Raw genomic sequence first — 13,728 nt, forward strand, 5'->3', positions numbered from 1 at the left:
GGGCCCCTGAAGGCTTGCTCCTCAGTTACATCAATAGCCAGCAGGAATAGGTGAATATCCCGGGACTTTATTTAAGTCAATCTCATCAATGAGGTGGGGCTCTAAAAACTTCTGCGCATATTCCTCATAGACCTTTTCCCAGATAAAAATATCAAACAGGTCAGGGTCAATATGCCCATTGAGTTTCATTTTTCCGAGGATGTGCAGAGATTCGCTTAAGGTTTTTCCTTTTTTGTAAGGGCGATCTTGTGCAGTGAGCGCCTCAAAAATATCAGCAATTCCCATGCAGCGCGCCTGTACAGACATTTCCTCACGCTTTAGGCCTTTTGGATAGCCTTTGCCGTCCATGCGTTCATGGTGGCCGCCTGCGTACTCAGGGACATTTTTAAGGTGTTTCGGCCAAGGCAGTTTTTCCAGCATATTGATGCTTGATTCAATATGGTGGTTAATAATTAAACGCTCTTCGCCAGTTAAAGTCCCAGCCCTAATAGTGAGGTTTTCGATTTCCTCCTCATTCAGAAAATCATGAATTTTCCCAGAGAGATCTTCCCAGCGATAGTGAATTGCAATGGCTTTGACCCGCTCGATATCTACATCACGCATCGATTCCACACCGATATTGCAGTGACTCAAGAAATTGCAATCATCAATCAGTTGTTGGTGACGCTGAGAGACGTCTTCATCCGAGATTAGATTTTTAGCCTGTGCTAGTTTTAAGTCGCGGAAAATAATCTCAGCGCGAGTTTCAATTAACTGAATGCGATCAAATATGGTTTCTAATTTAGTGGCTTTATCCACCACATGCACTGGCGTTGTGATCTTGCCGCAATCATGCAGAAGCCCCGCAATCTTTAATTCATGGCGATCTTCATTGGAGAGGCTAAAAGAGCTCAGTGGCCCAACAGTGCAGCGATTGACGGCATCGGCGAGCATCATGGTCAGATCAGGTACGCGATTACAGTGGCCCCCTGTGTAGGGGGATTTATCGTCAATGGCATGGTTGATGAGACTGATAAAAGACTCAAACAGTTTTTCTAGGTGATTAATGAGGTTTCGGTTTGTGAGAGCTACCGCTGCTTGAGAAGCAAGGGCCTCAACAATGGATTGATTGGCTTCAGAAAAAGGAATGATGCTGCCAGTGAAGGGGTCTACCGCATTAATGAGTTGCAATACGCCGATGACTTCGGATTCATGATCCTTCATTGGAATCGTTAAGATGGATTGTGAGCGGTAGCCGTTTCTGGCATCTAGTTCATGGGTTCCAGAAAAATCAAAGCCCGTGGCGTTATAGACATCTGGAATATTGACTGGTTCTTCTCGGTGATAGGCATAGCAAGACACTCGCGATAAGTCGGGCTCACCATTGGCTTGGAAGAGGGAGATGGGCGAGGCATCGATTGGTGTCCCGCTAATGCCACCCCAATGCAAGTCCCTGCTTTTAGTATGAACAATCTCATAGTTGAGGGTCATATCTTCTTGAACAAGATAAATACTCCCCGCGTCAGCGTTCGTGAAGCGCATCGCTGTCTGAATAATGTTCTCTAGAAGCTGTTGAATGTCCGTCTCGCTAGAGAGTGAGGCACCAATACTTAAAAATTCATGTAATACCGTTTTTTGGTTCAAGGCTATCAGACATCATTTAAATGGATGTTTTTGATTATCAACAGAATTTCCTTGAAATATCTAGTACATTTGTACTGCTTTTAATAGTAGGATTCAATTATAAAAATGAGAATCTTTCTACCATTGGTTATAGGTCTAAAGTTCGGTCTAATAGGCGATCACCTATAACTAAGGTACCCGTTTTGATAAAGCCTAGCCGATCAAGCCGATACAGATTTTGTATTAAGCGCTTACCCATCTATTTAGTTTGCTCAAGTTTAGCGCTTTCGGGCTGCACCTCCATGATGCAAAGGGAGGGCGATCCTCCGACGGGCCCTGCTTATGTTGGATGGCTACCTACGACTTATAAAACACCTTCTAATCAGCAGTTGCCACGCCCTAAGGAGCAGTGGTGGCAGGACTTTGGTAGCGAAGAGCTCAACGGGATTGTTGAAACCGCTTTAACTAATAACTTTGATTTGCGCATTGCGATTGCGCGCGTATCACAAACCCGTGCTCAGGCTGACATCGTGAAGTCTGCGCAATATCCCACTCTAGATGCCAATGTTCGATATGGTATTCAGGGGCCTACTCCGGGCCCAGGTTATGCGGCCAATACCTCGCAGTGGAGTTCGCAGCCACTTTGGCAGGCCGGCGCCCTCGTTAACTATGAGGTTGATCTTTGGGGTAAAAAAGGCTTTGATACGCAGTCTGCATTTTCACAAGCCTTGGCTAGTGAGTTCAATCGCCAGGCTGTCGCGTTGAGTTTGGTGGGCGATGTGATGACGGTTTATTTTCAGGTCGTTTCGCTGGATGAGCGCATCGTGGTTAGTGAGCGCAATTTGGAAACGATCCGGGGCGTAGGTAGGGGCTTAGAGCGTAGGGTGCAATTGGGTGATGCCACTCTGATTGATTTATCCCAACAGTTGATTTTGCAAAACAATACCGATGCTCTGGTAACCGGTTTAAAGCTTCAGCGGGAGAGGGCGATTAATCGTCTGGCAGCTCTTTTGGGCACAACGACCTCTAGCATCAAAATCAAAGTTAAATCTGTAGAAGAATTCAAAGCCCCAGTAGTGGCTCCTGGCTTGCCATCCGACTTGCTGTGCCGCCGTCCCGATATTCGGAGGGCTGAGGCTTCTTTAGAGGGGGCAGAGGCCGACTTATTGTCAGCTCGCGCCAATCTCTTCCCCACTTTCTCCATTACGGGTGGAGGTGGTTATGGCAGCTTCCTATTGTCCCAGCTCACTATGCCGCAAAGTTTGTTTTACAACATCACTAGTAACCTCGTTCAAAACATCTTTGATGCGGGTAAGCGTCGTGCACAAATTCAGTTAGCTAGTGCGAAGAATGTGGAATTACTTGAAGGTTATGCCAATACCGTTGTAGGCGCCATGCGCGATGTTGAAGATGGATTATCTGGAGTGGCACTAACTGCGCAGGCTTATGCTGCCTTAAATGAATCTCGTAATCGCGCACAACGTCTGGCTGTGATGAGTGCCAAGGTAGTTGAGCGCGGTGGTATGGATTATGTTCAGTTATATGAGATCCAAAGAACGGTCATTGCTTCGGAGGATGCTGCTGTGAGTGCCCGGAGCGATCAGTTAATTGCTTCAGTCAATCTCTACAAGGCCATTGGTGGTGGTATGAAATTAGAAAACGATCCTTGTTTGGGCGGCGGCAATTTACCTGAGGCAGATGCGAGTTGGGTTGCAAAAGCCAATAGCGCAGATTCTGTATTTGGGTCTAAACCAGATTTGGTTGTGAGTCCAAAAGGTCAAGTAAGTTACCGCGGAAGCAAGGCGCCATTGCCTGGTAGCGGCCTGAAGGCCTTGGAGTCTCCGATGATTCCCCGTGATTCTGCTTTCGAACTTATCTCCACTCCTGTAAGTCAGGAGGCTAAATAATGAAACAAATCTTACAAAAAATCTGGGCTGCCATACAGTATTGTGGCCGCGCCTTAAAAATGGGCTTAATCACTTTGTATTTGGTGGTGAAGTCGGACATGGAGTCCCTGTGGACTCATTTGCAAGGCAAACATAGAGTGCTTCGAGAGAGTAAATCTTTTGATCGCAAAAAGGCCCATGCTGCATTCTCAGCTCATATGCCAAAAGCAAAGCCAGCACACTGGATTCCCCTGCTAAAAGCGCGCTGGGTATCGAGTAAGCACCGTCTGCTGATGGAGTGGCAAGAATTTAAAGCAGAGATGATTGTTCTGCTTGAGCGGATACATCAAATTCGCAATCAGACTGACATGCAGAAGCTCGTGGGGATGCTGTCCCCATTTGATACTGAGAAAAAAACCATCCTTGCTGCCAGCATTGTGATCAATCTACTGGCCTTAGCTTTCCCATTGTTAATGCTTCAGCTATACGACCGCATCTTGCCCCATCAATCCCTTGATACCTTGGGCTTATTTGCGATTACTGTTGGTATTGCTGTTGCCTTGGAATCGGTCACACGGGTTGCGCGCTCCTACACTACTGCCTGGATTTCAGCACGCTTTGAACATAAGGCCATGATGGAGGTGGCTGAGAGAATTTTAGTTGAGCCACTGCATGAGTTTGAGCGTCAGGGTACTGGTGCTGTGATGGAAAACTTCAAATCCATCTCTAGCTTGAAGTACCACTACTCCGGACAGACTTTCCAGCAGTTGATGGATTTGCCGTTCACATTTTTATATTTATTGATTATTTTCATACTCAATATCTGGATTGGCTTATTAGTTACGTTTGGATATGCGGTATTTGTTTTCATTACCTGGAAGATGGGTCGCAACGATCCTGAGTTAATCAAAGAGCAGAAGACGGCAGACTTGCGCCGCAGTAACTTCTTAAATGAAACACTGAGCAATGTTCATACGATGAAATCCATGTCCATGGAGTCATTGATGTTGCGTCGCTATGAGCGTTTACAAGAAAGTAGCGCACGCATCATGGCCCGCATGACCTATGCGGGTGACATGTCAGCCGGTATTGGTAATGTCTTTTCACCTTTAATGACAACCTTAGTGGTGGCTCTTGGTGCCTACTTGGTGATTACTCATCATTTAACCAATGGTGAGTTGGCTGCATGCGTATTGCTAGGTATGCGTTCGCTTGCGCCACTGCAGCGCTTGGGTGGCATGTGGACCAAGTTCCAGCAAGATGAAGTATTGCGTGACAGCTTAGCCAAAACCTTAACCTTGCCAGGATTTCCTGCGACCACGAGCTTGAATGATGGCGAAGAAATCAAGGTATTTGACAAAGAACTTATCCCATCCTCGCTTGAACTATCTGATGTGAGCTACCAATTCCCGGGCAGCACAAGCAAAATCTTTGATCATCTGAATTTGTCGGTCGCCGCTGGTGAATGTGTCGCTATTACAGGCGATATTGGGGCTGGGCGAAGCACCTTGCTGCAGATTATGGCGGGCGTTATTTCCCCGACGGAAGGTCATGTTCTAGTCAACGGTACAGATATTTTTGAAATCGATTTACGGAAACTTACCGAGCAAGTAGCTTACCTTCCCCAAAGCAGTCAGATGTTCGAAGGATCTTTGCTGGATAACGCAAGTGTCTTTGACGCTAGTCGGGTCGACCGTGCGTTAGCAACTGCAAAATCCCTGGGCTTAGGCGATTTTGTGTCCAAAATGCCGCGAGGTTGGGATTCTCCAGTAGGGGATATGGCTACCGATTCATTGCCGCCGGGTTACCGTCAGCGGATTGCTATTGTGCGGGCCTTATCCAATCAGCCTAATGTGATTTTGATCGATGACCCTACATCCACTATCGACTCGGAAGGGGATGCTGTTTTCTTACGCTTCCTAGAATCCATTAAAGGAAAGATCACTCTAGTCATCGTGTCGCAAAGACCTTCCTATTTGCGCCTGGCAAATAAGACTTGGTATTTGAGTGCTGGTAAGTTGGCTGAAGTCTTACCTGGGCAAGTTACTACCCTTAGTGGGGTTGTGGTTTCACATGAAGGTGGCACGGGCACTGGCTCTGATATTGCGCTTACTACCAACTCAAGAGCCTCTGAAGGCTTCAGTTATCAATCGATGTCTAGCGCCGAGTATTTCGACTCACCCTTAAAGCGCGGACATATTGATACCGAACGTTGGGAGCGCACTAATGAGACGGTCAATAGTAATTTCAAAAATGAGACTGATTTATCTGGTTGCTTAACGCTGTTACTCAAGTTGATGAACTCCCGTGGTACTGCGCGTGAAGTTGCGGAGTCCTTGCCTTACTTTACCGAGAGCTTAGATTTACCTGGATTTCATAATTCGATGGCTCAGCTGGGTTACAAAGTCATCAAAGTCCATTGTGCTTTAGGTGATTTAGATCCGCGTTCATTGCCTTGCTTATTCCTGCCAGATGATGGATTTGGTTTCATCGCCATGGGCCGCGTAGGACAGCAAATGCGTAAGGGCGTTAGTGAGTCAGGCGAGGTTGATCTCGAATCCAATTTAGGCATGATGGGTCAAGCCTTTTTCTATGAGTTAGCTGATAGCAAGACTGTAGAGAATCGCTCTTGGGTCTTTAGGGTGATGTTGCGTTTCTCACCCCTCATTGGTCAAGCCACGATTTCCGCTTTAGTAACTGGTTTGGTTATTATGGCTGGGCCACTATTTATGATGGTCGTGTACAGCACGATCATTCCATCGGGCGCGCAAGATACGCTTCTGTATTTAGGCATTGGATCGGTCCTTGCACTGTCTTTGGCCTTCTTCTTCATGCGCCAACGTGCTCGAATTCTGTCTTATATCGCAGGACGTATCGAGTATTTATTCGGTGCCACAATTTTGCAGCAGGTATTTAAGATGTCGCCTGCTTACACTGAACGCGCATCAGTAGGTTCACAAACATCCCGCTTGCAAAGTTTTGAGGCTATTCGGGATTTATTTATCGGACCTTTGGCTTCAACTGTCTTGGAGTCTCCAGCAACCATCATTCTGTTGATTGCCTTATCGATCATTAATCCAATTGCATTATTGGTGTTTGTCATCATGGCCACCATATATGGATTGTTATATTGGCTCTTCTCGGTTCCTACTCGGGATCGAGTATCGGCAGTAAGCAAGGCTTCTACCAAGCGTAATGAATTCTTGGTGGAAATGATTACCAAAATGCGTGTTGTGAGGGAGTGTGGCGCTCAGACACTATGGCTCGAGCGCTTTAGGGAAATCTCCGCCAATGCCACGATGGCATCATTTAAGGCGGAGCAGATGTCTTCCTTATTGGTCGGCGTGTCTTATTTCGTCATGATGTTGTCGGCTTTGTTTATCGTGACAGCCACTGTGCCAGCGGTATTCATGCAAACCGTTTCATCAGGCGCATTGATTGCTTCCATGATGTTGATGTGGCGGGTACTAACACCGATTCAAACCATCTTTACTAATATGACTCGCATTGAGCGTGTGCGAAGCGCTACCCGTCAAATTGACGGATTGATGAAGATTCAGGGTGAGAGCCAAGGATCTGCTAGTTCTTTGATTGCTCGTGGCCTTGAAGGTGCCATTGAATTTGCCCGGGTTTCATTCCGTTATTCACTCAATGTTGATCCAGCGCTGATTGGTGTGGAGTTTAAGGTGGCGCCTGGTGAAATGGTGGCGATTAGTGGACCTAATGGCGGTGGTAAATCTACTCTTCTCAAATTGATCTTGGGAATGTATCAGCCGCAAGCGGGATCTATCCTGATTGATAACGTAGACATTCGCCAACTTGATCCAATTGAATTGCGTCGCATGATTGGTTATGCGCCTCAAGATATTCAATTATTCAGAGCCACCATTGCTCAGAATCTCCGCCTTGCCCGTCCCGACGCGACTGATGATGAGGTGTATCAGGCCTTGGATATGGCTGGCGCATTAGAGCAGGTATTGGCACTGCCAAGAGGCTTGGAATATCGCGTGGGTGACAACACCAACGATCTGCCTTCTAGCCTAAAGCAAAAATTATCCTTAGCGCGCGCCTATTTAACTCGTGCACCTATCTTGGTATTTGATGAGCCAGGTGCAGGCCTGGATGAAATGGGCGATCGTAAATTTATAGAAACCATGAAAGCGCTCAAGGGAAAAGCCACGGTGATCTTTATCAGTCATCGCCCAAGTCATATCCGCTTAGCCGACACTTTACTGGTGTTAGATAAAGGGTATTTGCGCGCTGCTGGCCCTCCTAATGAATTACTCAAACAGCCAACGGCAGCCTAAATATGAATCCGCAAATGATGAAGCCAGCCAATACGAAAACATGCAGCAAGATACTAAGTAAGAGAGTCAAATTATGAATACGCCACTTTCACAAGAGCCAGAAAAAGGTAGCCCGCTAGTATTGGGTAGTCGCAATGACAACTACATTGCGAAAGCCATCCTATTAGAGGAGGCAGCCCCACCTGTCTATTGGCAAACCACGGTTAAATTAATTGCTTACTCTTTAGGTGCTTTCTTTATTTGGGCTTTATTCGCCAATCTGGATGTGGTTGCTACAGCCCCTGGACAAGTCATGCCGATGCAGTCGGTGCAAATCATTCAGCACGTTGATGGAGGGCGGATCGCAGAAATAGAAGTGTCTGATGGCCAGGAGGTCAAAGCAGGGCAGGTGCTGATGCGCCTCAATGACACCGAAGCGGGTGCCGAGTATTTGACACTGTCTGCTAAGTATTGGGGTCTCGTTACAAGGGTAGAGCGCTTACGTGCGCTCCTGGCTGATCGTAAAGCGGATTTCTCCGCAGTGCCAGAGCAATATAAGCAAGTTGTTGCTGAACAAGAATTTACTTTGAAAACTTCCAAAGAGCAGATCGGTCAACTGGAGTCAGAAATCAAGATCTTGAGTGAAGTGAGTTCTATTCGTGGTGATTTAGCGAAAGAGAAGTTGGCTACCCGTGTTCAAGCTTTGGATGCCCAAAGAAACTTGAGTCAAGCTCAGGCAGAGTTATTGCGTTATCGCAAAGCTAATATGGATGACCTCAATACTTCAACTGGTGAGCTTGCTCAGACTGAAGAGCAAATGACAAAACTGAAAGATCGCTTGGAGCGTGTGGATGTCGTATCCCCAGTCGATGGCGTAGTGCAAGATCTGAAGTTCCGCACTATTGGTGGTGTCATACCTCCTGGCGCAACCTTAATGAATGTAATACCGCTCGATGGCAAGATGCATGCTGAAGTGCGCGTTCAACCAACCGATATTGGTTTTGTGAAGAAGGGTGAAGATGCGCGCCTCAAGTTAGGTACTTACGACTTCATGCGCTACGGGACCATTACCGGAAAAGTCACCATGGTTTCTTCGTTCAGTTCCTTGGATGAAAAATCGAATCCTTATTTCAAAGTGATTGTGAGTATTCCGCAAAACTTTGTGGGTGATAAGGAAAAGACTATTGAGCCGGGTATGACTATTCAAGCAGACATCATTACCGATCGTCAATCCGTTCTGAAATATCTCTTGCGTCCAATCTATGTCGCTTTCTCACAAGGTATGCGTGAGCGCTAAAAGTGCGCCTATCACCCATCGAGAAATAATAAATATGAATTCACTACGTTCGCCAATTGATAGGAGGGGATCAAAGTCATTAAGTGCTGCGACTAACTCCTCCAAAAAGTCTTCTGTCGAGCAAGTATCTCTTTCTGGACGACAGCAGGAAATTATCAGCCTACTTGCTGAAGGAAAGAGTAATAAGGAAATTTCGGATTTTCTGAAGATTGGTTATGGCACGGTAAAACAACATTTGTTTGTGCTCTTCCGTAAGTTAGGTGTGAGCAACCGTACAAAGGCAGTGATTGCTGCGAACCAGTTAATGAAAGAGCATCCCAATGATTTTGGGGTGACTACTAAATCTGCCCCTCAAAAAGGGAAGCTAGCGCTTGCTCGCGCGGGCGGACATTCCTGGCGGCTTGTTTCTGCTGTAGTGATTTCTATTCCGGATACCGCTTTAGCTACCCCAGAAGAGTTGGATTGGCGTAATCAATATTTGTTAGATTTGCGTGATGTCTTAAAGGGCTACGTGGATGCCTTAGATGGCCAGTTTCTCTTGCTGCCTTATGGTGGAATGTTGGCATGGTTTGGTTATCCCAATACACACCTTGATGACGCCGACCGAGCGGTACAGCTTGCCCAATTTACCCAGCAATACTCCAATCAGTACTTAACGCAGGACTCAGAAATTGATCCTGAGAAAATAATGCAGCATGCGATTGGCATCGGTATAGCGTCTAAGCCCGAGATGAGTTCTGATAAAGCTAATGAGCTCTTTGCATCAGATGCCTTTAGGGTAGCTGCAATATTGGCCCGTAATGCGAGAGTGCTCAATCGTCCCTTAACCGATACCCTGACAAAAAAATTAGCACCCTTTAGTGTTTCTTGGTTAACAGTCAAAGCAAAGGCGCCTGAATTAATTCAGGTAGGTGAGATAGCGGCAATTGCAGACGCGCACGTCGCCCCTCTAGACGCAAGTCCACTATGGGGTGGCTTGCCATTTATGGACGGTGTAATGGAGTCTGTAAAGTCTGGCGTAGCACAATGGGTTGCTGTGGAGTCTTGGCCACCATCGCTTGCTACTTCCCTAATCGATGCTCTTGGTAATGCAGCACAACTGAATGGTTTTAAGTCCATACATCTGCGTACTCCTAGCCAGCAACGTCGCGATAAATTGCTGCAAAGTTTTATTGTTCAAGCAGAAAATAGTCATCGTGATTTAGATTTCAGCGTTTTAGGCTTACCTGTCAGTGCTGGGGGCGGTGAGCGCCTAGGAGCGTTTCTTGCTCAACAGGCAATTCTGAGGCCGCTAGTTATTCAAGTATATGGATTAAAAGCACTGGAAGCCTTCAAGTACGCACTGGGAGATCGCGGCATAGATCGTATGGCTGCCAGACCTATTCTGGTGATTGTGGCTAACCTCAAGGAATCTGGCTCCTCGCAGACTTCAGTGAGACTATTGGGGCCAAGACCAATTGAGATGCCGTTCTCGCGAGTCTATTCCATGAATGCACCTACACAAGAGTCGCTGCCAGAGAATATCCGTGTAGATATGCAGGCCATCCTGGATGATCTTTCTGCGCATGCGCAATCTATTGTGATGACGGCTTCTCAGAATCCTGAAAAACCTATTGAAGAGGTCATTTCTATCTTAGATTTACCGCATCATCAAATTCAAAGTGGATTGCAAGAGTTGGCATCTGCAGGCTTTATCTTGGCACGTCAAGGAGGCGGTTTTGAGTTCCGCGATCAAGCTACGGCGGAGGCAATTCAACATCTCAGCCTACCCCGTGCATAAATTGATTTGATGCTTGCATAAGCTATGCTGAGACTACTGGCGATATTGTTAATCTTGATTGTGCAAAGCGCCTGTGTAAGCAGCTCATCACAGACAACCCAAAAAATTGCACAAAATCAAAATCAAAATCAAAATCAAACTCAGACGCCAGCCTCAGCTACTAAATTCAATTCATCTCAGGTAGATTCCTTAGCGTCAACGCAGGGCACAGTCATGGTTGTTGGAGTTAAGGGTCAAATTTCTAAAAATGCCTTAGAAAAACTCAGGCTATCAATAGGTCAAGTCAGTGGTGACCCCATTCCGGCGGGCCTTATTGTGTTGCTTGATTCCCCAGGCGGGGATGGTGTGGCCGCAATGCAGATGGGTCGATTACTTCGTAAAGCTAACGCCCATGTCTTTGTCACGGGGCAGTGCGCCAGCGCCTGCATTTTCGTATTGGCTAGTGGGGTAGTGAGGGTCGCTCCCTCCTACTCAGTAGGGATTCATCGCGGTAGGGTGACAATGAGCGACTCCAATGCCAAGATCATTAAGGAGGTGGATCTCAACGATAACCCTCAGGCTAGGGCAGCCCTGAAGCATTTTGAGAGTCAGGCCCCTCTCTATTTCGCAGAAATGGGTATGTCCCCAGAGCTCTTTCCATTGATGCAATCCCATCAATTGAAGGGCGTTTACCGCCTTAGCAGCACTGAAATCGCTAAAACTAAGCTATCTGGGTTTGATAGCATCTATCTACAACAGAGGGCAGCCTTCTATCGCAAGCAAACTGGCCCTTATCGCATGGATGAAGATGAGCTGAAGAGCCGTACTCAAAAGGTGGCTTCTAGATGTTCAGGCTTTGAAAAACACCATACTGAATTTATCAGCTGCTACAAGCAAACTCTGAGAGAGCCTTTTCTGAATTAGGGCCTTTAAAGCATCAATGAACACGGGTATTTATTGATGTATATATAACTATAGTTATCTAACTAATATCAGGCTTACATAGGTCGATATAAGTCAATACAGTCATTACATACAGGGTAATTGCGCCTTATAAATTCACCGAAAAAGTCATGGCTGATAAACCAAGTAACGCAATAAGCTCTCAGCAAATCAATGATGCTCAGCATCTTGACGATATGACCTCATTACAACAACCCAGTGAAGTAGAACAATCCCTGATTACTCAACATGGTGTCTACCCCAATCAATCTGGACCCTATTGCATGGATGTAGATCAACTGAAGAGTCGAACCCAAAAAGGTTGGCTCTAGATACTCAATATTTGAAAAATACCTTACTGAATTTATCGCTTGTTATAAGCAAGCCTTGAGGCAGTCTCTTCTCCCTTGGGACTATTAACATCTCAATGAGTGCAGGTAGTTGTTAATTTATATAACTATAGTTATATAACTAATATCAGGCTTACATAAACCCATTGAAGCCAATACAGTCGCGAGATAGAGGGCAATTGTGCTCTAAATATTTACCGAAAATAAGTCATGGCTGACAATCCAGTTAACGCACCAACAACTCAGCAAGTCAATGATGCTCAGCATCTTGACAACATGACCTCGTTGCAACAACCCAGTTCGGCGGAACAATCTCCTATTGCGCAAAATAGTGAAGTTAAGGGTGATGCGCCTGTAGCAAATTCTCCAACGCCAACCCCTGACAGTCCAAGTTTATTTAACGACCCTAAGAACCCTAACAATAAGGTTGTGGAAGTCGATCCCGAAATCACTGGCGATGAAGTGGAAAAAAATTCCAGTGGAGAGAATTCTGGAGATCAAGCTGGCAGAGGTTCGGAAGATCTGAATAACTTCAGAGTTGGGACTGGAAACTCAAACTTAACAGTCCAGGCTAACGGCGAAGCATCTGAAGGTGATGCTGCACCCGAAGCAACGCAGAGTGCAAATGCTTCCAGCAACAATAGTGATAATCAAGGTTCATCGGGCGGCGGCGGAATCCCTCGCGGTGTTAAAGCGAAAGCAGGAACTGCTGAAGCTACATCGCCTGCTTCGTCAACTTCGCAACCCAACACCCCATCGTCTTCACAAGCTCTTGAATCTGCTGGTAGCACAGAAGTAGCGCCCCCCACAAACTCACCGCAGACTTCAAATGTAGTTACACCTCAGGCTCAATTTATTCCAGATAAAGCTACGGCTGAAGTAAATCGCATTGCATCAGTTGGCTCGCAATCAACGGAAGTCACAGAGGGGGATGCGCCATTCGCTCTTAATACTTCGGGAAAAATTACTGTTGTGGATGCCGATGCTGGCGAAGCACTTGTGCAGTCCCAATCCAATGTTCGTGGTAGCTACGGCAACTTCAGTATTGATGCAAATGGTAATTGGACATTTACTGCAAATAGTGCCTACAACGAGCTAGCTGCAGGTCAGCGGTTAAGCGAGAGTTTCACGGTAACTAGTTTGGATGGTTCTGGTACCGGTGTTGTAACTGTGACCATTACCGGTACCAATGACGCTGCTGCGATTACGGGTACTAGCACCGCCTCCTTAACCGAAACCAATGCGGCACTGACTGCTAGTGGTAGCTTAAGTGCGACTGATGTCGACAGTAGTGCAGCCTTCGTGGCCCAAACTGCTGTGACTGGTAGCAATGGTTATGGCGCCTTCAGTATTGATACTGCCGGTGCTTGGAGCTATACCGCTAGTACTGCGCACAATGAGTTTGTTGCTGGTCAAAATTACACCGACAGTATTACGGTCGCTACTGCTGATGGCACCACCCAAGTAATTACCGTGACCATTACCGGTACCAATGACGCTGCTGCGATTACGGGTACTAGCACCGCCTCCTTAACCGAAACCAATGCGGCACTGACTGCTAGTGGTAGCTTAAGTGCGACTGATGTCGACAGTAGTGCAGCCTTCG

8 protein-coding genes are annotated in these 13,728 nt (G+C 46.5%); 7 read left to right on the forward strand and 1 reads right to left on the reverse strand.

Annotation, left to right across the window (positions count from 1 at the left end; all coding sequences use genetic code 11):
- Positions 1–30: 30 nt before the first annotated feature.
- On the reverse strand, positions 31–1,623 hold the full coding sequence (locus tag ICN42_RS06190) for an HD domain-containing phosphohydrolase (protein WP_255539260.1): 1,593 nt from the start codon (positions 1,621–1,623) through the stop codon (positions 31–33).
- Between the two features lie 20 nt (positions 1,624–1,643).
- Here ICN42_RS06190 and ICN42_RS06195 point away from each other — a divergent pair, with 20 nt between their 5' ends.
- The 7 genes from ICN42_RS06195 to ICN42_RS06225 all read left to right on the forward strand — a co-directional run.
- The gene (locus ICN42_RS06195) at positions 1,644–3,509 is read left to right on the forward strand and encodes an efflux transporter outer membrane subunit (RefSeq protein ID WP_255539261.1); all 1,866 of its coding nucleotides are present in this window, start codon (positions 1,644–1,646) and stop codon (positions 3,507–3,509) included.
- Positions 3,509–7,795, forward strand: a complete 4,287-nt coding sequence (locus ICN42_RS06200) for a peptidase domain-containing ABC transporter (RefSeq protein WP_216252273.1) — start codon at positions 3,509–3,511, stop codon at positions 7,793–7,795. Before ICN42_RS06195 ends, ICN42_RS06200 begins: the two co-directional genes overlap by 1 nt.
- A 73-nt stretch (positions 7,796–7,868) precedes the next feature.
- A complete protein-coding gene (locus ICN42_RS06205; RefSeq protein ID WP_216252274.1) occupies positions 7,869–9,071 on the forward strand; it encodes an HlyD family efflux transporter periplasmic adaptor subunit in 1,203 nt (400 codons plus the stop codon).
- A gap of 34 nt (positions 9,072–9,105) precedes the next feature.
- On the forward strand, positions 9,106–10,851 hold the full coding sequence (locus ICN42_RS06210; protein ID WP_216252275.1) for a helix-turn-helix transcriptional regulator: 1,746 nt from the start codon (positions 9,106–9,108) through the stop codon (positions 10,849–10,851).
- A gap of 24 nt (positions 10,852–10,875) precedes the next feature.
- Complete coding sequence (locus ICN42_RS06215; protein WP_216252277.1) at positions 10,876–11,754, forward strand: hypothetical protein; 879 nt, start codon at positions 10,876–10,878, stop codon at positions 11,752–11,754.
- A 149-nt stretch (positions 11,755–11,903) separates the two neighbouring features.
- On the forward strand, positions 11,904–12,104 hold the full coding sequence (locus ICN42_RS06220; protein ID WP_216252279.1) for a hypothetical protein: 201 nt from the start codon (positions 11,904–11,906) through the stop codon (positions 12,102–12,104).
- 228 nt (positions 12,105–12,332) lie between these two features.
- On the forward strand, positions 12,333–13,728 hold a 1,396-nt coding region (locus ICN42_RS06225), incomplete at its 3' end, for a VCBS domain-containing protein (RefSeq protein WP_216252281.1).

The sequence above is a fragment of the Polynucleobacter sp. 71A-WALBACH genome (genome assembly GCF_018882365.1).
GTDB lineage: Bacteria > Pseudomonadota > Gammaproteobacteria > Burkholderiales > Burkholderiaceae > Polynucleobacter.